General features: G+C 40.9%; 18 protein-coding genes. 8 read left to right on the top strand and 10 right to left on the bottom strand.

Going from position 1 to position 20,375, the window contains the following annotated elements; all coding sequences use genetic code 11:
* Position 1: 1 nt before the first annotated feature.
* From AC04MM_RS01630 to AC04MM_RS01600, 7 genes are all read right to left on the bottom strand, one after another.
* The gene (locus AC04MM_RS01630) at positions 2-1,129 is read right to left on the bottom strand and encodes a DNA cytosine methyltransferase (protein WP_475379029.1); all 1,128 of its coding nucleotides are present in this window, start codon (positions 1,127-1,129) and stop codon (positions 2-4) included.
* 645 nt (positions 1,130-1,774) lie between these two features.
* A complete protein-coding gene (gene drmB, locus AC04MM_RS01625; RefSeq protein ID WP_475378566.1) occupies positions 1,775-3,664 on the bottom strand; it encodes a DrmB family protein in 1,890 nt (629 codons plus the stop codon).
* Complete coding sequence (locus AC04MM_RS01620) at positions 3,657-7,151, bottom strand: helicase-related protein (RefSeq protein WP_475378565.1); 3,495 nt, start codon at positions 7,149-7,151, stop codon at positions 3,657-3,659. Before AC04MM_RS01620 ends, drmB begins: the two co-directional genes overlap by 8 nt.
* A gap of 1 nt (position 7,152) precedes the next feature.
* A complete protein-coding gene (locus AC04MM_RS01615) occupies positions 7,153-8,868 on the bottom strand; it encodes a nuclease-related domain-containing DEAD/DEAH box helicase (protein ID WP_475378564.1) in 1,716 nt (571 codons plus the stop codon).
* On the bottom strand, positions 8,869-10,380 hold the full coding sequence (locus tag AC04MM_RS01610; protein WP_475378563.1) for a hypothetical protein: 1,512 nt from the start codon (positions 10,378-10,380) through the stop codon (positions 8,869-8,871).
* Positions 10,373-11,326 (bottom strand): hypothetical protein, encoded by a 954-nt coding sequence (locus AC04MM_RS01605; protein WP_475378562.1) that lies wholly within the window; start codon positions 11,324-11,326, stop codon positions 10,373-10,375. The genes AC04MM_RS01610 and AC04MM_RS01605 overlap by 8 nt, the downstream gene beginning before the upstream one ends.
* 235 nt (positions 11,327-11,561) lie before the next feature.
* Positions 11,562-12,455 (bottom strand): alpha/beta hydrolase-fold protein, encoded by an 894-nt coding sequence (locus AC04MM_RS01600; protein WP_475378561.1) that lies wholly within the window; start codon positions 12,453-12,455, stop codon positions 11,562-11,564.
* An 82-nt stretch (positions 12,456-12,537) separates the two neighbouring features.
* Between AC04MM_RS01600 and AC04MM_RS01595 the strand changes: the two genes are divergently transcribed.
* From AC04MM_RS01595 to AC04MM_RS01585, 3 genes are all read left to right on the top strand, one after another.
* Entirely contained in the window at positions 12,538-13,023 is a 486-nt protein-coding gene (locus AC04MM_RS01595; RefSeq protein WP_475378560.1) for a hypothetical protein, read from the top strand.
* A 90-nt stretch (positions 13,024-13,113) separates the two neighbouring features.
* On the top strand, positions 13,114-14,016 hold the full coding sequence (locus AC04MM_RS01590) for a S1 family peptidase (protein ID WP_475378559.1): 903 nt from the start codon (positions 13,114-13,116) through the stop codon (positions 14,014-14,016).
* Positions 14,017-14,158: 142 nt separating this feature from the next.
* On the top strand, positions 14,159-14,689 hold the full coding sequence (locus AC04MM_RS01585; protein ID WP_475378558.1) for a chemotaxis protein CheX: 531 nt from the start codon (positions 14,159-14,161) through the stop codon (positions 14,687-14,689).
* Between the two features lie 6 nt (positions 14,690-14,695).
* On the opposite strand, the gene AC04MM_RS01580 is transcribed toward AC04MM_RS01585, so the two are convergent.
* Positions 14,696-15,460 carry an exodeoxyribonuclease III gene (locus AC04MM_RS01580; protein WP_475378557.1) on the bottom strand — a complete coding sequence of 255 codons (765 nt, stop codon included), beginning with the start codon at positions 15,458-15,460 and terminating at the stop codon, positions 14,696-14,698.
* A gap of 86 nt (positions 15,461-15,546) precedes the next feature.
* Here AC04MM_RS01580 and AC04MM_RS01575 point away from each other — a divergent pair, with 86 nt between their 5' ends.
* On the top strand, positions 15,547-16,302 hold the full coding sequence (locus AC04MM_RS01575; protein WP_475378556.1) for an acyl-[acyl-carrier-protein] thioesterase: 756 nt from the start codon (positions 15,547-15,549) through the stop codon (positions 16,300-16,302).
* Here the strand turns inward: AC04MM_RS01575 and AC04MM_RS01570 are convergent.
* A complete protein-coding gene (locus tag AC04MM_RS01570; RefSeq protein WP_475378555.1) occupies positions 16,286-17,545 on the bottom strand; it encodes a hypothetical protein in 1,260 nt (419 codons plus the stop codon). The two genes, AC04MM_RS01575 and AC04MM_RS01570, sit on opposite strands and share 17 nt — an antisense overlap.
* A 248-nt stretch (positions 17,546-17,793) precedes the next feature.
* On the opposite strand from AC04MM_RS01570, the gene AC04MM_RS01565 reads away from it, so the two are divergent.
* The 4 genes from AC04MM_RS01565 to AC04MM_RS01550 are packed head-to-tail and all read left to right on the top strand — an operon-like array spanning position 17,794 to position 19,865.
* The gene (locus tag AC04MM_RS01565; RefSeq protein WP_475378554.1) at positions 17,794-18,801 is read left to right on the top strand and encodes a M23 family metallopeptidase; all 1,008 of its coding nucleotides are present in this window, start codon (positions 17,794-17,796) and stop codon (positions 18,799-18,801) included.
* A 59-nt stretch (positions 18,802-18,860) separates the two neighbouring features.
* Positions 18,861-19,190, top strand: coding sequence for a hypothetical protein (locus AC04MM_RS01560; protein WP_475378553.1), 330 nt, complete (start codon positions 18,861-18,863; stop codon positions 19,188-19,190).
* 5 nt (positions 19,191-19,195) lie between these two features.
* Positions 19,196-19,459, top strand: a complete 264-nt coding sequence (locus AC04MM_RS01555) for a VF530 family protein (RefSeq protein WP_475378552.1) — start codon at positions 19,196-19,198, stop codon at positions 19,457-19,459.
* Positions 19,460-19,505: 46 nt separating this feature from the next.
* A complete protein-coding gene (locus AC04MM_RS01550) occupies positions 19,506-19,865 on the top strand; it encodes a nucleotide pyrophosphohydrolase (RefSeq protein WP_475378551.1) in 360 nt (119 codons plus the stop codon).
* Positions 19,866-19,948: 83 nt separating this feature from the next.
* Here the strand turns inward: AC04MM_RS01550 and AC04MM_RS01545 are convergent, their stop codons facing one another.
* Entirely contained in the window at positions 19,949-20,335 is a 387-nt protein-coding gene (locus AC04MM_RS01545) for a four-helix bundle copper-binding protein (protein ID WP_475378550.1), read from the bottom strand.
* Positions 20,336-20,375: the final 40 nt, after the last annotated feature.

The raw sequence follows: 20,375 nt of genomic DNA, 5'->3' as shown, positions 1-20,375 counted from the left end.
GCTATCTTAAACCTGAACTAAGAAAATCACGAATAGAAAGAGCAAGAGCATTAGCAGCGACAAAAGGCACGCCATTACCAACTGTCTTAAACATATTACTTAATGACATCTCAGCTGGTAAGACAAACTCCTTAGGTAAAGATTGAATAGCTAATGCTTCAGCTACTGAAATTCTTCTTGGTAAATACGGATGAATGTGAACTTCATTGTTTCCGTAAGCTGCAGTTGGCGAATATCTCCAACGATGAAGTCGTTTGTAAGATTTTTTACTGTCATCACCCTCGAGCACAGTTTTAAATTTCGCCAAACCTGCGCGCGGTGTGAATTGATCCTTCGCATTAGGATGGCTTTCAACTTTATTCTTATCAAACCAATATTGGACGGTTAACTCTGGAATAATACCGTTTGGCATATTGCGAACTTTTTTTACTGCGTCTTTTTCTGGCCACTTAACTTCCATAGAAGACTTTTCAGGATGGGAAGCATAAGACTTCCAATCAAACATCTCAATTGACTGCTTTATGCTTTTCTTGCGAATGCCGAAAAGAATAATTCTCTCTCTGTCCTGAGGCGCACCATACTCTAGCGAGTTGATCAATTTCTCAGCACACTCATAACCTGCTTCGCGCAACTGCGTTTTTAGCTGATCAAAGAAAGCTCTGTGTTTTGAAGTACGATACAACCCTTTTACATTTTCAAAAACAAAAAAATCAGGTTTTTGACTACAAATCAAATCGACATAAATTTTTGAAAGTTTGCCGTTTTCACCGTGCTGACCTTTATTTTTACCACCAATCGAGAAATCAGGGCATGGAGGTCCGCCAATAAATCCTACCAATCTCTTGTTATTCTTTACTTCTCTGACCATTTTACCAATATTTTTCTTTTTAGATCCGAATGTAAAATCTGCGATGTCTCCACTGTAGTAACCAAAGCGTGGTTCCGAAAGCTTCATAGACTTTCTAGAATACTTATAAGCACTCATAAAAGGCTCATGATATTCATTTACAAACCCTACTTCGAAGCCAGCTTTTTCAAAGCCTAGATCCAAAAAACCCGCGCCCGCAAAAAACGAAAAAATAACCGGCTCATTATTTTTCCAGTCGCAATTTTTATCTCTTTTATTAATTTTTTCTTTGTAAACGCCCTCGGTTTTGTTCTCAAAAAAATCTAAATGAGCCACGGTACTTTTTGCTTTGATATCACTAAAAATCTTTAATAAAAAGTCGTTGCCGCCTTTATTGCTTTTAAGCTTCTTAATTTTAGTAACCATTAGCCAGGCAGTCTTTTGGGTTACTCCAATTTGTTCGGACAAACCAATTGACGACAACCGATTTTCTTTCGCCATTGCCAAAGCCGTTAACCATTTATGTAGTGGGACTTTTGAATTCTCCAAAATCGATCCCGTTTTAACGGTAAAATCAAACTTACAATTTAAACATCTAAAACAACCATCATTTTTTCTTTTTTGAATCTTAAATTTTAATTCGCACTTTGGACAAGTGACACCCTTATGCCATCTTAAACGTTCAAGTTGTTTACGTGCGCGTTCATGACTATTTAAATTTTTCAAAGCTGTAATTTCCATAATGTTCTGCAATTATGGTAGCATTTTCAATTAGGGAGACAAGTATATATTTACCGGTCGAAGAAAAGAATTGCCTAATGCTCGATTGTTGAGCGCCCCCCCAAATAGACTAATAGATTGATCTATTCTTTTAGCAACACGAATACCATCTGGCACTGTAAAACAGGACGAAATTACTTACAGCTACTAACAAAAATAGCCAATTTCCTCATCTTCCAAGCTCCCAATCAACGCCCCCCTATCCAAGTACTTGTTAAAGTGATCACATGCTGTTTCTGGGATAAGCGCACAATTGTGACAAGCAGCCAAGTTACAGGAGTCCGGACCTTGGCCGATCGAATCGGCAATTTCCATGCAAACAGGATCAGCGGAACACCATTTCGCCTCATCTATAACTTTAGCTATTAGATTTTCCAGGTAACCTGGTTTACCCATTCTAACTAATCCACCCATCGTTCCTTCCGAATCGCCGGCTGCCGTATAAATTAATATTCCAGCCATCGGCTTAACGGGATTAGTGGACTCATAAATTCGTTCTTTTAAGGAAGCAGTACTATAACCACATTCAAACGTAATACGATTAATTAACAAATGTGCTAATGTGTGCAAAAGGACAAATCTCGGTGAAAGGTCCTTCGCTGCAAGACCTCTTTTTTTTCTAAATTCTTCATTATTAGAAATTAATTTTCTGAGTCTTGCTATGACATTTGGTGAGTTCTCCCACTTAGCTAATCTTTCATGGTTAAGCTCAAAAAATATCCCTTCACCAAAAACTTCATATGCCGGCAACCAAATATTGTTCTTTTCTGGCGGCGATTTCCATAATAAGCCAATTAAATCCTGAGTCGTTCGCGGAATTTCGTTCCTAATTCTCGAAAAACCGATCAGAACACGGGTCTCTTTCAGTTTATTAACTAATGTGACATTGGAAAACCATTTTGCAAAATCACCTCTGTATTTTGCACAATCTACCTGTTGGACTTTTAAATTACTCTCATCTCGGTCCGATCTCAGTACATTAAACTCTGCTCTTCGAAAAGCCGTTTCTGGCAAGTCACCTTCTACAATTTCGTTTAAATTTTCTAGATTAATTTGACCAGTCCGAATCTTCAATGCTAGCTCGATATCACCATCACTATAATCATGCAGCCCCTCGGCATTAGTTTTTCGAAGCCTTTCAACACTAACTTGCCCGCCAAGTTCTTGCGCCATCGAAATCAACGACACATAGGGTGGTTTACCTAGAATCTCACAAATTTCATTTACAGTCTCAGGCTGAGCACGCGGGATATAAATCGCACTTCTAGTTTCAGCATAATAGACATTAGATGCGCTTCTCAAACTTCCCTTGATTGGAAGACCACACGATTCATGGCAATTGTCACCATGCCACGGACGTGAGCCGCTGCAAAGATATGGCTTCGTCGAGTCCAAATTTGAGGTTAATATTGTGGAGCCGTCACTTGAGCTCTCTGTAATAGCAGACAGATTCCTTGTCTTACCACAGTCGCATTCCACAATTTGTCCTGCAAGACCCGCATCACCATTACCCTTTAACTTCATTTTTTTAAAGCAATTAGCATCTACTTTACCGTGAACCCATTCACGCCAAGGGAAATCTTGAATATGCCCTTTTTCACAAATAGCGATAAACGGTACTTGTACCAATGATTTTATCTTTTTATCTTTTTCACAGTCAGGACATCGAAAAAATCTTTGCGCACTGTTTGATGAAACAATTTGATCAGTTAACAGTTGGCAACCGGGACAAAAATGCCAAAGTGGAAATCTCAGGAATGGAATCTTCAAATCCGTGTTAGTGCTCGCTCCACTATATTTTGGCCGTCGGTAATCAGGCGGCAATCTAAAACCCGAAACATTTAAACTACGCTCCAGTCTCCACTCGTGAATTATAAATTCGTCATAATCGATAAATGTGTTACTCGCACCTTCGCGTTCGTACCAATGATCTAGCCCACATGCAATTACAGATACTCCGTCCCTCAAAACTACCATTGCTCCAACACCAAAAGGGGCAATTAATTGTGATCTCCTAATCGGTCCTTTGTTAGACATCGATACTCTCTCCTATATTTTCCGATTCTGTTTCATTATACAGCTGAGTAATGTACGCCTCACAATCTGCGTCGACATTTCTTAGGGATTGTGGCACTGCCCAAACATACTTGCGCATAGTATCCTTTATGTAGTTACCCGCCCGATAGATGAGTGGGTATTCTTCTGGATTGTTTGTTTCCCACGCATCCCTTTTGCGCCGTTGCCATTCATCAATTCGCTTATCAAAAACTTTTCTAAAATTTTCTTTTTCTTCTGGATCAACATTCTCAACACGCTTCATCAATATCTCTCGTATTTGTGCTATCAATTCAAACGGCATAGGTTTCGGCCTAAATATTTCCGAAGTATTTCCAAACTGTCTCACATAGGAAACAATTAAGCCATGCAACGCACGATCTAATACAGGTGCTGAAAATGGAGTTGAGCTTGTTGGCTCGACATGAGCATATAAACGTTCATGATAGCTACGAAACTTTTCAAAATGTGATCTATCTCTTGGTTTAGACACACCATAAAGTGTAATAACCAGCCCCGGACGCTCCCACCATTTTCGACCAACTCGGCCTGTTACTTGAATGTATTGCGAAGTCGTTTTTGGCTGGCCGACAACAGTCATCATTGATAATCGATCAATATCTATACCTACTTCAATAATGTTTGAGGCGAGACACACATCCACTGGGTATCCGCTGGACTTAGTTGTATCCACTTCTAGATCATTCATTGCCTGTGGGATCTCATCGTTCCGTAGCCGACTAGTTAATTCTTTAATTTTGTTTAACCATCTTCGTTTGTCTGAATCTATATTCAACCTCTTTGCCATAGTTCTAAGGTACCCAGGTATATCTGACTGCAGTAAAGACAAAGTAGTTCCTAATTCACGCAAGCTATTAAAGAAAATAAGCAACGTCCACCATGGGTCACGCTCCTGTGCACTTAATTCGACTGGGGCCTGTAGTAATGCAGAAAAAGTTCGCACCTGAGTTGTTTGCATCGAGCTTAAACCCGGCCCAAATACTCCTACATAAATCTTTCCTGGCCTTAGCACATCATTTTCATCTCTTGCGTAACAAGAAAAAAACGAATCTTCGATATCAACGCCAGGAGGGGGAAAAAGCATGACATCATCCCGATTGTAAAGAGATTTAATCTGCTTTTTGTACTGACGGATAGTGGCTGTCGAACTAACTATTTTGGGTTTTATAGTTTTGCCATTGTTTCGAACAGTACACATTTCCTCAATCAAAGCCTCATACAACCCAACCATCGAACCTAATGGGCCTGATATAAGATGCAACTCATCTTGAATTATTAAGGAAGGCGGCGCTAATTCTCGCTGGCCGTCTAACCCTATTCCGAATATGCTCCGTGCAAACTGATTAAAAGCTAGCGAAGCAAATTTATCGACAGTGCCGATCATCATAGTCGGTTTTACACGATAAATTTCCTCATCGATTACATAAATGGGTAATCCAGTATGAAACTCACAAGTAGGGTCTGCACATTTAAATGCGACAGTCGAACTTTCTTTATAGTAACCAATAACTTTTTCTGAGCTTGTAGAACCACTTATCGGGCCCATTTGACCCTTGCACCAAGGACATCTATCAACTAAAAATGGGTTCGCGGACTTATTATTCTTATGGAGATCTTTCAGTCTTTCAAGAGCATTTCTATTTTTGTTCGGCGTTACATCAGCGCCGACCCAAAGACCGATAGAGAACTGATTTATACCCAGTACTGAGCTATAACTAGTTTTTCGAAGAAACTCTAAAGAACAGATTAATCCCGAAGCACGTTGAAATTGCTGCGCTGTCAGTAATCGCAAAGTGTAGCGCATTAAAATGTTTACGCCACTGTCTTCTTGATTCTTAATTCTTCTATAGGCCGCGACAAATGCCGACAATCCTAAATATGCTTCAGTCTTTCCTCCACCGGTCGGGAACCAAATTAATTCAACTGTGTCTCTATCAGAACTCTCAGGATTTATGCTGGATTCCAGACTCATTAAAATAAAAGCGATTTGAAATGCACGCCAGTAGCCCCTATCGCCCTTATATGCTTCTGGTAGTGCTTTAGAATTAACTGGATTGAACGAAAGATTCATTCGATCTATTTTTGCTGTTCTTATTTTAGTTTCTGACTTAATTTGCTGAAGCAGCATTGCATGATTCGCAATTTTAAAAGCAAGAGCGGCCTCTTCGCTATTTCTTAAGAATTCTAGCCCTTTTTTCATTCTTGAAAGGGCTGTTTTGCACGAACGCAGATGTTCGACTGCTACTGTTTGTAATTCTTTTGGCAATGTTTGAATCTTCTTTTCTTCTCGCTCGATCCAATCACCGTAAGCTTTAAGCATTAAATTAATGCTAGCAGATCCATCATCGTTCTGATCTAGTCCCGCTAAAGCTTTCAAAGAAACCTTCACAAGGGTGCCATCTTTTAACTTTACATCTGAAGTAATACTTGGGAGCTCTACAATAGGAAGTGGGCTAGCTGAAATACTTTCTACCCGTGATCCAGAAAACTTATCCCAATCAGCTGCGCACCCATGGCCAACAGCATAGGTTTCTGATTTTCGATATAACATTTGGAGAGACAGTTCTTCGGAATCAGGATCAGTAGCTCGGTTTTTTGGATAAGGAACAATGGCACTTATAAGACTCTCATCACGAAAAACACTAACATCAAATTTTGCCTGAAAAAGACTATTTTCGTCAGTCGATTTCGCTTTCGTTCTATTCACTATACATACCGTAATCAAATACAAATTTTTTGATTCGTCATAAGCTCGTATATATGCTTCAGCAGAAAGTATCAACCCTTCAACATTTAAACTATCATCTTTAATCTCTGGTATTCTGTGCTTGGTTCGACGAGTGCCCACAATTGTTTTTTGAAATGGGAAACGATACACCTGCTTTACTTTTTGTCGTTTCCACCAGGTCGCATATGGTTTTTCATTAACCAACACCTTTACTGGCATATATCTTCCGCCATTTAGCGCGACTTGCAAAATATCGCCCGGTAATAATTCGACTAAAAAACTTAATCCGATGCAGTTCGGTCGATAACTATTTATACCAGACAAATCAAAATCATCACTATCCTTTTCAAAGGAATTTTTGCCAGAAGTATTGCTGATAGATTCAAGATCTTTAATAAAGGTAGGGGAAACTGCCAAATCATCTGCTTTAGTTGCTTCTTGAGGTAAACTGATCTGCTCTTCGGTTTTCGAAATTAAAATAGATTCGTTTGACTCGTCCGGGTAAAGCACGCCAACGCCATACTTTTGTGTAGGCCGAACTCTCTGAAGTATTTCGTCTTTTGTTACAGCCTGGCAGTAAATCTTGTAAGCCTCTTCTTTACTCTCAAAAGAAATTGTCTTATCAATACTTTTTTCTGCACCTGCGGGGGCTGGCCCAACAAGTTCCTTTGTTAGTGCGTCAATTATTACTTGTCTACGATTGTTTACATGAATATTCATACTAACCTTTACTTAAAAAACTCAACATTTCGGTTTTGATAGATTCAGACATTATCAAAGAAACTTTCAATGTTGACCTGGAAACTGCTAGATATAAATTTTGAAGATCCTTTTCTGAAGCTAACACACTTAAGTCTGTAACTATAATTACAGGAGCTTCTAGGCCCTTAAAAGATGAAATACTTGAGTGTTGAATGTAATTTCCATCATCAGAATTCGAATATTTTCTGATTTTATCCTTCCAAGGTTTTAGATCGATTCGGGAGACCGAAGTTGTGTCCCCTGTCCCGGGAGATAGAATCACAATGTCACTATTCCTAAAGCCTTGTTCAATATAAAAACCTAATTCTGAATAGAGAATTTCCATTTGTTCGTCATGGTTTTTGAAAAACTTCAGTCGTGGTTCAGTTTCACAATCAGGACGTCGATAGCGTGTGTATCCAGGATTTAAATTTCCAAAAATCTGTGCCCACGTACCGACTCGCGGGGTATTGCGACAGTTAATTGTCAATTCCATAGAAGTTGCTAAAGGGCATCTAGTTTGCCTAAATTCGTCTTCAGAAATTTTACTCGGATAAATTCGTTGATATTGAAAGTCACCAAACATCATCCACTTGCCAGCTGAGAATCCACCCTTTATTAGTAAATCAACAAAATCCAAGTAATTATTTGTTAAAATATCTTGGCCTTCATCAATTACTACAGCATCATACTGCATGGATGGATCGAATGTGTCTAAAAATTTTTCTTGAGCTAAAATAGGCAATTTATTTTCCCAAAAATCGCTGTCATCTGAGTTAATTTTGCCTACAAAAGATCCCATCAGTGCATGAATGGATACAGCTTCAACAAACTGTAGATGAATAGTTTTTCTTTTTAACCAGTCTGCCAAATTTTTATTAAAACATAAAAGCAATGTTCTTTTATTTCTCGAATTGAGCCGCTTAACAGATTCAAGAGCTAATGATGTTTTACCCGTACCAGCCGGCCCACTAAATATCACTCTCGGATTAGATTGAATCATATCCAAAGCATCGAACTGCTCCTTAGTGTAATAATCTAATTCCTTTTCGAGCGTTTCGACGGTTGCACGCACGTTTTCGTGAAGTTCAAAATTTTTTCGCAAATAAGTAGCTAGGTCTGTGCACTGTTCTAAATAAGGCTCATTTGGACCAATTAATCTTCGAGTAGTATCGTTATTAAAAAAGTGCTCTCGCCAAGAATCTACAACACCCAGCAACAATCGGCTTAACGGCGCACCCTTAAACTTTGACCGATCGATATATTGCCAATCAAACCACTCGGTAGGGCTATTTTGAAAATTTACATACGGAAAGATTACACAAGTAAATATCGGCAAGCGTGATAAATCTGGCCGATCGAATGCTATGGATTCTCTCAGACTATGCATAGCTTCAGTGACCTGCTTAAAAGGGCCTCGTGGATCACCAGCATGGTTGTTTCCAAAAAACCATAGTCCATTCGCTCTACGAACGCTACGACACCCTTTCACTTCTAAACAAAGTATTCCTTTTTTAGGGATAATAACTAGAAAATCTATTTCGCCGGCAATTCTTTTCGTATGGTGAGTTAAATCTAAGGAGTGTAGGACGATCCAGTCACTCGCAATTTCTTCTTCTTTTAATTTTTTGAAAATCTCAATTTCAGCATAACTTTTACATTCAGGAGAAATTACTGGTGGAATCATTTTTGCCATTTACAAATCTCCTAATTTCATAGGCTCGCCAATAACTTCAGGCGCTACTAAAAATGTTTCTTTAGCGATACGCTCGACCCGGAAGATAGTCAATATACCGCCATCCAATTCATCTATACTTAAATCCAGCCGACCAAGTTTCGCTAATTTTTTTATTCGTTCATTATCAAGCATACCAATTATTTTTTTCCTAATTTGCTGTCCTGCTTGCCGATGAGCATCTACGATAATTTCCATTTTACTCCAGAAATCATCAAAGTCTTGCGTCTTGCCTACATATTTAAGAATTGCAATGAAGTGTTTCTTTTGTTGTGTCTTAATGCTTCTCGAATTAATCCAATTTTTTATATTTATTTCATCGGCAATATCGCAGCCGTACGATTTCAGTTTTGCACAAGCCTTAGCAAATCCATCCTCTACTACTTTATTCTTAAAATCTTCTTTCCAAGAGTTTTGTAGTAAACGTAAGTCGAGTGCTTGCGCACCCATTAATGAGTTTGCATACTCAACTACATAATCCCCTGTTTTCTCTGTTCTTAAGATCAAGTAAGATCCTACTTCGATCTTTCTATTTAAAACTCGATGCACGTACCCATCATGTGAATCATCAGCAACAATTAATGACTTTGCATTTGGATTATCATCAACGTGGACTAAAAAATTGTCCGCGAGGTATATCAATCTTGCACTTACTGAGGTAATAGTTTGGTTTGACTCATGCCCTAGATGTTCATTATCGGCAAACTCAATTAGCTCTTCATGCTGATCTTGAAGCGACAGGTCATTTTTTCTTATTCCAAAGTTTTCTATTTTGAGCTTAACCTGTGTTTTTCCAAGAGTCGAATTTTTTAAAAAATTTTGTTGAGGAGGCAATGTCGTTGGTAGCCAGTCATAGCAGTAAATATCAACTTTATCTACTTTAGGTGCACTTAACAAATGTTGGCTCTCACCTAACCAGCGAGGCGAGCCGACATAGATAATCTTGTCAAACCCATTATATTTTTTAAAAAAATGGGGAGACACTACCTGCAGATTGGTTACATTCTGATTGGCTAAGTAACTTTCTACCAGAAGTGATTTCGCAGAATTTCTAAATACAATAGCAGATTTAATATGACGATTAAATTTAATAATATGATCTAACATCATATTATCTTTTAATCTAAACAGTTCCTCCAGGCAAAAAAGAATCGGGTTTATAATATCACTACAGTCACGATATCGCTGTACTACTTGATTTCCATTGGCTCTAAATTGCTTTAATATTAACTCAGATTTTTCGCCTAAATATGATGGCGAAAGCGGTGCACTTAAAAGATTATATCTATATTTTAACAGCGGAGTGAGAAACTGATTAACATAATTATCATCTGTCATATCTTTTAATTTGATTTTCAATTCTGAAGATAAGCTACAAAATTTATATACTTTTGCTTCATGAAATAATTTCGTTTCAACACTAAGGCAACTCAAGTTCTCATAAATTTTTGATGCGAATCCCAGGCTATCCATTTAAATCACCGTATAGGCAAAGCTCAACACCAGCAGGCAATTCGCCAAATTGGCTAAAATCGGTAAACTCGGATGCAGTCAACAACTGTTGATTGATGCTTACGACAGCCTCAGAAAAATTGGCTTCTGCCTTGTTCAAAATAGCAATTCTATTATATCCAACAAATTTCTGTGCGTGATTTAGAAAGCTTAGCGCGCCATCGAAAATGATTGTACATGTTCTGGGCGCAGCCCATTCATTGACATCGGAACTTTGAGAAAATAATTTAGTTAATCCCACATTGGGGTTATTCCCAAGATTAGTTACAAATATTAAATCATTGATAATTCCTTTAACAAAAGTGCTATTAACTTTTATTCCCAAACTTAAATCGGCTATTTCATGTTTTAATTCAGCGGTTGTGCCTATTATTGAAGCAATGTAGCCAGTTTTTGCAATCTTTTCTATTAAGTTTTTTTGACTTAGGAAAACTTCGGAAAATGCAGAACCTACTATGATTTCTCGCCCCGCTAGATTTTGACGTCGTTGTTCAAGTTCACCGCTGTAATGTACATTCTTTTGCACTACTTCACGGGTCAACAACTTAAAGCACGGTTCCATGCCTCGCTTTTCTTTATAAACAACTCTAATATGCGGTTGATTTTCGTAAGTAACTAGTCCGTCCAATGTGACGTTAATATACGTTTCTGATAATTTCAAAATTAATGGACTACCTTTCGGCAATTTTGCGAAGAAATCAAATCGATCAGAAATGTCTGGGGATTTATCCACCTGATTTCTAACTAATCCGACAACTAAAAATGGTGCGACCATAGCTCTGCTCGGAACACAAAGAACCATAGTAAAATGTTTGTTTTTTGATAATGATCCAAACGCCTGTCCAATAGTTTCGTATGATCTACACCATTTGGGTATTGGCTCCCAGCCATTTTCAGCGCGGAACATTAACTGATTTTCAATAATTTTTATAAAGTCTCCAGTAAATACTATTTTAGTTATTATTATATTTGTTCGAATTTTATAATTAAAGCAGAAAACATTCTCTAGTGTTTTAGCTAAACTTAGGTATAAGTCTGAAGAATACCTACTGCTCCGTCCGTTGATTTTAACCCAAATTTAGAACGTGCCCCCATATTAGACTGAGGATATTCTTGAAATCACTTAAAAATACCGACTACCCCTACTCCACCAAAAACCGCGCAATCGACTCCACATCGACCGCACAGTGATCCCCAAACACCGGGCGCCAGGTAACCTTAAATCCACGCGCACGTGCGCGCTCTAAAAAATACTCGGCCCCCTCGTAATTGCCGTAGCGGTCATATAACCCCGCTGATAAGTAAAACTCTGGTAACCCCGCTGGATCTACACTATCCACAAGCTCGGCCGGTGACATCGCTTTCCACTCGTCAATATGACTTGCATGCATTAGCCCTAAAGCGCGAAGGCCATAGATAATCTTTGGATCGGCTCCGGTGCGTTGAATGAACTCGTGCACTTGATCAAGTGGTGCAAATGGCGAAATTTTGTAAATACCCGGGCACAGAATGCCGGCTTTAGCGAATAAGTTCTTTGAATGCAGGGCTACGACTAGCGAATTTGTGCCCCCCATGGATTCGCCGAAGATCATCCGGCGTTTGGGTGCTCCGGTGCGGGCTTCGACGGTCGGAATCACATCGTTATAAAAAACTTCTAAGAGCCCGCTTTTTTCACTTTCACCTTTGGGCGCCACTAACCAGACCTGGCCAAACGAGATCGTGACCACCGTTGGTGGCTTAATGCCGTGACCTTCGTAATACTTCTGCATCATCGCCGAATAAAAGGTGTCTTTGTTCCAGATGTGTTCGTTCGAGCTTCGGCCGTGTAGCATATACGCTACATCGCCGTTTACACCCTGCTCGGCAGTGTAAATGCAGTACGACCACTGTCGCGTATGAGTTACAGTAAAACACTCTTTCTTAGCCGGGGTAAAATTAACCTTCTGTTCACCAGAGGGCGAAGATACGTAAGTCCACCCCCAATAACTAAGAGCCAGAAGTGCGAAAAATAACAGATAGCGCTTTTTAATCGTCATAACTAACTATTCCCCCCTTTGGCCCTTTGTGTCCATAGCCCACACCTTGACCTAGACCAGACTTAGTTTAATCATAATCGAGATGGAAATATTATCGAACCTCGAATTATGGGAGCTCGCAAGTTACGTGGTTACCGTAATCGGTTTGCCGTTTGCGATTATTGTGTACTGGTTAGACCAGCGCAAAGAACGCCAAAATGAAGAAGAAGAGCTCTACCAGCGCCTATCTGATGAGTACGCTGATTTTTCGATGTTGTTACTAAAAAATGCCGATTTAAAATTAATCTCGGGCGGCACACCGGATGACAAATTCACCGATGAGCAGCTTGAACGTAAGCGCATTATTTTTGATTTGCTGATTTCGCTGTTTGAGCGCGCCTACATCTTGGTTTACGAAGAAGAAATGTCGAAACAAACAGCGCGTCTATGGGCCTCGTGGGAAGATTATATTTTATTCTGGTGCAAAAAACCTGATTTCAGAGCCGTGCTGCCAGAGTTACTTGAAGGCGAAGACCCCGATTTTGTGAACTACATCAATAAAATTGCCCGCGAAGCGAACCACCGCTAAAAAATATTAAAAATAGCCATAAAAATTCTTGCACCGACCCCCGATCGTCTTTATAAGATTTTTTTCTTTCGTTTTTAGAGGGGTTTTGCTGTGATCAGATTATTTATCGCTATTTCAATGTTGTTAACCTTTGCTTGCGAGCAAAAAGCCCCTCAGACCCTGCAAACTGCGGCTACCCCACAGGCAGGCATCATCGGCGGTGAGTTAGTGCCTGATAAAGCTTCGATCAGCTACGGCATCGTCGGCATCTTTGATACCGAAGAAAACTACATCTGCACCGGTTCATTAATTTCTCCGAACCACGTTTTAACGGCAGCTCACTGTATTAACCCGAATTCTGCTAAGATGAAGATCATCTTTCACAACAACTTAGATGCCATCATCGGCTCAAAAAATCAGCTGTTAGTGAATTTTCACCAAAGAAACGTAACTGATGCGCTGGTGCACCCTTCCTACAAACCGGATGAAAACGAAAACCAAGAAGTCGATCTTGGCGATATCGCAATTATCAAATTTGCCGGAAGCTTACCTGAAGGCTACAAACCAGTTGAACTTTTAAGCAGTGATGAGCCGTTAAAAAAAGGTGTAGATATTACAGTGGCAGGCTTTGGTGTCGCCAACGTGGACCTGGTGCCGGTTAATGTGAAAAAAATTAAACACCTGCAAGATGCTATCGATGCTGGCGAGATCATTTGTTACGACGCCGCTAACACCGACTGCGAAGCGGTTGAAATGTCTGGCGATGGCGTCTTACGCCAAACACACGCGCTAATTTCTTCGGTGCAACAAACTGAGTTTCGCTTAGATGAATCAAAAGGCCACGGCACCTGCAGTGGTGATTCGGGCGGGCCTGCGTATATTGAAATCGACGGTAAACTTATGTTGACCGGAGTAACCAGCCGCGGAAGCGGCCTATGCAACAATATCGGCGTCTATACGACCGTGGCTCCGTATGTGCCGTGGATCGTAGAGATGATGCCTTACATGAATTAAGTCTTTTTTATTTAGACTTAAACACACATGACTTTGTCTCACTGTCTCGCCGTGTAGTTTTTTTGTATCATTCACAAAAAATTCTCTGAACTTTTATTGTTCTTTGTTATTCTGAAAACAGTTGCACGTTAAAGGAATAACTATGAGCAAATTCGGTTCGATACTTACGGTCACGTCTCAGAAAGAAACAAAACATCCGTTTCAGGATGCCAATGTTATCAACGCCTTTATGTCGGGCGTAAAAAACACACTTGCAGAAATGGCGCAGATGACCTGCGAATTTGAAAAACCGATGGTCGAAAAAGAATGGACGCCCACAGCCGATGCCACCGGCGTGATGGAATTAAAATCTGATAAACACTCTGGCTATTTGCATATTCATTTTCCCAAAGAAGCCATCGTCGAAGTTATGTCGCGCATGCTGGGAGAACCGGTTAAAGAATTTAACGATGAGGTCTTAGATGGGGTCGGAGAAATCACCAACATCGTCTACGGCACCATGAAAGCCAAACTAAACCCGATGGGGTATGAATTTAAGATGGCCACCCCTAAAGCTGACTACACAAAAAACCTGCCTAACGCCAACGGCCCCGGGATCAAACATTTAATTATCCCGTTTAAAGTCGAAGGCATAGCCTGCTGTATTGAAATCGTGTTATCCGCAGTACACTAACTTATTTTATTTTTTTAATTCTAAAACCACCGGGCAATGATCAGACCCATAAACTTCGTTGCGGTGATACGAGTTTTTTAAGCGGTCTTTAAACTCTTCGTTAGCCATAAAATAATCTAAACGCCAACCGACGTTTTTTTCTCTGACCCCGGGACGGTAACTCCACCAGGTATAATGATCGCCACCTGGTTCAAACTGCCTAAAAGCATCGACATAACCGGTCTTGATAAACTGATCCATCCAGGCGCGCTCTTCGGGTAAAAAGCCTGCGTTATTTTTATTGCTCTTAGGATTTTTAAGGTCGATTTCCTGATGTGCGATATTCCAATCGGCGCACATAATCACGTTTTCACCTTTTTTACGTAAGCTTTGAGCGGTTTTTAAAAACTTATTACAGAATGCCAGTTTATACGCAAGACGTGTGTGTTCGCGCTGCGAATTGGGAAAATACGAATTAATCAGGGTAAACTTCGGGTATTTCACAATCATCACCCGGCCCTCGTTATCAAACTCCTGATCACCAAGACCCAGTTTTACTTCGAGCGGTTCTTTTTTGGAAAAGATCGCAGTGCCGCTGTAACCGGGCTTTTCGGCCGGATTCCAGATGGCGTGATACTTCAGTGGATTTTTTAAATTATCTTCGAGCTGCTCGGGTAAAGCTTTGATCTCCTGCACACAGACGATATCGGCATTTTCTTTTTCAAACCATTTTAAAAAGCCGCCTTTGGCGCAGGCACGAATACCGTTCACATTCCAGCTGACTAGTTTCATTTTACACACCCCAAAATAAAATAACGTAGACAGTCTAACGTTAAAACAAGTTGAGGTAAACCAAACATGCTCTTAAAATTAACCTTATGAGCAATAAACCCCACACCTGGTCTGAAGATTATAAAATAGCCTCTTACTTTGTAAACCTGCGCGGCCGTGCCGGGCTTTATGCGGTCTTAAACTTTATTCAGGACGTGGGTTGGATGCACGCACGGCAAATGAAAGTGCAGCTTGAGCCGCACCAGGGCTGGGTGTTTACCCGCCAAAGTTTAACCATGAACGCATGGCCTAAGTGGAATGAAACTATCAGCATTAAAACCTGGCTTCGCCCGCCGGTGTCGGATGTGTTTTTTTTTCGTGATTACGAAATCTCGATCGGCGATAGACTGATCGGCGAATGCACCAGTACATTTTCGGTGATTGATATGAACACCCGCAAAATGGTGGCCCCGGATAAAGAAAAGCTGGCCGCCGTCTACCGCGAAGACTACGCCAGAACAGAAACACCCGAAAAAATCCCGTGGGCCAGCGAGGCCCAACCCATCGCCCAGTTTCAGGTGCGTAACAGCGATTTAGATATGAACAATCACGTCAACAACACCAAATATGCACAGTGGATCTTAGATGCGATCCCGCTGGATATTTTAAAAGGTGATATGCACTTACAAAAATACGAAGTCAATTTTTTAAGCGAAACCAGATCCGGCGATCAGGTCAGTCTTACGATGACAAAACCTGCAGGTGATGACAGCATCACGCAGTTTCAAGGTGTGCGCGCCGCCGACGGTAAACCGGTATTTACCGCAAGATTACACACTTCAACCCTTAATTTAAAAAATTAATAAATTGGTTATGGCTCCAAAATTTTAGATTTACAACCCGTGCACCAGATCCTACTTTTTCTAAAAGCTGATCATCGGTAAAAATATTTACCGTATACTCGCTTAAGTTCGGAACCCCGGTTAACTTGTTCATATCACTTTCTACCAGGCCACCGTGATTATCATCGACTTCATAGCCGCCTAAGATCGAACCGGCTTTAACTCTTTCGAGAAATTGTTGTTTGGTCAGTTGCGTAAAATCAATCGAGTCGTGGGCGTAGATCCCTTTAACCGGCAGATGAATCGTGAGCGCCTCAGAACTTACTAAAAAGTGTCTGGTGATCGTATCTAGCTGGGTCGTGCGCAGACACTGGCTGTAATAGCCACCCATCAGCACGACCTGATTGGTCGCTGCAAGCACTGAGTGCTCGCCATTTTTAGAAAAGTAGGCTTGTGTCGGATGACGATCGGCCAGATACCAGGTCTGATCGTGTACCCCATCATCACTGACTAAATAAATTACCGGAAGCCCCTTGGCTTTGACAGCCGTCAGGTTTTCATCGACAAAAGATTTAATGGTCTTGTTATCAAAGATCGTCGTTGCATGGGTTACAATCACTAACGGTTTGGTGATGACCGGATCATGGCCGGCATAAGATTTTTTATTAAAGGCTTTAAGCGAACCCTTAAGCAAAGCTTCGCGATACTCTGCACTTTTATACCAGGCAAAATCACTACTAAAAGTGTAGTGCACCAGCTGATAGATCGCCTGCTTGGCATCAGCCTTTACCTGGTAATCAGGGGCACTGTAATCAGTGTAAACTGACGTATCATTGACTTTTGCATTTAAGGCGCGAAGCTCTGTCATAACAGGGGTAAAAAACTTTTCTAACTCCGGGTACACAATCGTAAAAGCATCATTATCTAAACGCAGACAATTAAACTTAGCCCACATCGCATGATCATGGGGTGTATCCAGATTAATCGTAAGATCTAACTTGCCTGCATTCACTGATGCGCCACAGGCTTCGCGAAAACTATAGTACTCATGTTGGGTGGGATGATTTAACCAGAACTCACGTTGGCCAAAACGATCACCCGCACCATCACGTCGGTGACGGTACCAGAGCTCATAGGGTTTAAGGGGGGCATAGGGCTTAACCATAACCTTTAACACGCGGCCCTGGCGATAGGCCTTTACCTCAGCCTGTGCCGAAGCAAGCCATAATCCGAGCGTTAAAAAGATTAAGAAAAACTGTCTCATTATAATACCCATGCTTTAAGTGATCGTTTTGTCTGTTTTTATGAAAGATCCATTCCAGGCAAATAACCCCTTTTAAGGCGTAGGTTGTAAGTGAGTAAAAAATAGCTGTACAGAAAACTAACAGCGACGATAATTGCTAAGCCCTGAAATATCTCATACCCCGCCCGCCTCAGCTCGAATCTAGCGCCTTTAAAATCTGGAACAAAGATCGCTAATGTAATCAGGTATCAGAACGTATGAGGAATAATATGTATAAAAATATCATCATCTTTTTAGTTATCACTATAAATGCGCAACTTAGTTTTGCCGCTAGCAATATCGTGGAAGAGACGGCCGAAATGGAAGCTTTTGCCACCGCAGCTGATTCTAATTTCTATTTTGAAACTGCACGTGAAGTTAAATTAACTGTGTTTCACCCGGATGCTTCGGGAAAAATGGCGGTAACCAGCCAGGTAAAATTACCCGAAAACTCAATCTTAGCCGTTAAACTTTCTTCGTTTACTTATAATGTGAATGAAAACTGGGTGTGCGGTATCAGAATCGTGGACGTTCAGGATGAAGACTTGCGCGGCTCGGATGCGATTGATGAAACTGATTTCTGTATCAGAACCGATGCCATCAAAAACACGAAGTTATTAGAAAGCAGTAACGGCATGAATAAAGAAGCTTTCTTAAACTACTTAAAAACCGGCCAAAGCAGAGAGTTACATGAACTGGGATTTAAAGTGTATAATCCGGATCGCACGGCGATCTCGCAAAACTACCGAAGCTTTAAAGCCTCTGGCGGCGGCAATAACGGTATCATCAGCCCGATTAAAAACTGCGGTGTCGGCTGTTTAAAAGTAACCAGCGAATACGGTATGCGTACACACCCGGTGTTAAAGAAAAAACGCCTGCATAAAGGTGTCGATCTTCGCGCCGCTATCGGCACACAGGTGGTAAGTGTTTACGACGGTAAAGTTTTAGCCACCCGTACCGAGCGCAACAGAAAAACCGGTAAAATCAGCGGCTATGGTCACTATGTGATCGTGTTACATCCGCAAAAAGGTGTCGAAACCCTGTATGCACATTTATCTAAGTTTAAAACCTCAGCCGGCAAGCCCGTTTCGCAAGGACAAACAATCGCGTTATCTGGTAATACCGGTATTGGCACTGCGCCGCACTTACACTTTGAGATTCATAAAAAGAAAAACAGTTCTTATGTTCCGGTTAATCCAAGAACGTACATCGCGCAGATGTTAAATATCACTCTATAACAGCTAGACGCCTTACAAAAAGATTGGTTTTTCATAGATTTAAGTTACGCTTAAAGCATATGAAAAACCTAATCTTAGTGTCAGCGTTATTAGCCGTCTCATCAATCTCTCAGGCCAAAACTTCGTTAATCTGTTATGAGAAAATCGCCAACACCGTTGAGCGCGTACAAACAGTTAACCTTGAAGTCGGCAAACGCGCCCAGCTTTTTACTGACGGTATTAACTCAAGCTACGTCACCGAGAAAAAACCTGGCTTTTTTTCGATGGAACTTTTCATGGGTGGCCGTGAACAGCGTTTATACTCGGAAGGTGATATGGCCAGCAAAGGTTCGCTCATCGTAGCCATCTGGACACGGGATGAATTAATCGAAATCGAATGCACTAAATAATTTAAATGAACAAAGTTCAGCAAAACCTTCAGGAAGGTAAGCCCGCTCTTGAAGGTATCACGTTAGAGACGATGGTTACCGAATTAGTCGAAAACTACGGCTGGCAACGGCTGTCAGAAAAAATCAATATCAACAGTTTCAAAGACAACCCAAGTATTAAATCAAGCCTTAAGTTCTTGCGTAAAACTGACTGGGCCAGAACCAAAGTAGAACAGCTCTACACCTGGCGCGCCAAGACCGGCTGGGACCCGCGCGATAACGCCAAGTGATTAACTGATAACAAAAATAAATGACCCGAAATTGCGAGATTAAACAATGGATCAACAGACAAACATTCATGCATTAAAAGATATTGTTAAAAACTTTTGCGAAGAACGCGACTGGGATCAGTTTCATAATCCGAAAGATCTGGCCATCGGCCTGAGCATTGAAGCCAGTGAAATTCTAGATCTCTTTCGCTATAAAACCGTCGAAGAAATTTTAGAAAAATTCAAAGACCCAAACTTTAAAACCAAAGTGACCCACGAACTGGCAGACGTCACTTTTTTTATTCTGCGCTTTTCGCAGATGTATAATATCGATATCACGCAGGCGCTGACAGAAAAAATGAAGTTAAACGCTGCCAAATACCCCGTCGAAACTGCTAAGGGTTCGAATAAAAAATATAATGAATAAAAACCGATAGCTGCCCCTCTTGACAAAGCTACCGGTTCAATCTGAAAACGAAGACAATTAATTTAACTGATCGCTGCCACAAGCTAATGCGAAATCATCTTCTTACAGCTTTCGGCGCAACGCTGACAAATATCCGCACACTCAGTCATAATGCTGTCGTTGCCAAATCGCTCGCACGAGTCAGCGCAGTATTCACAGATCTCGGCGCAGACCAGGCACAAATTAGCCTGCAGTTCAAAATCGCGCGACATCCACATCGCATTGAGTGAACAGATTTCAGCGCAGGCCACCAGAGTTTTAATATGAACGGGCTCTACGTGCTGCTCGTCCATACGCAAGCAGTAGTTCAATGTCGAACTGGTGACTTTAGCACACTCGTTGCAGATGATAATGCACATCTCCAGCGCCTGTGCATCAAGATCGGCTTGCACTTTTTGCCGCATAACTTTCGGGGTTTGCGTTTGAGACATTAATACTCCTTTGCACAGTGACAAAAGCAGAGGAGCAAAA

Source organism: Bdellovibrio sp. SBM16 (assembly GCF_056175625.1).
This window is presented reverse-complemented; position numbering and strand designations above follow the sequence as displayed.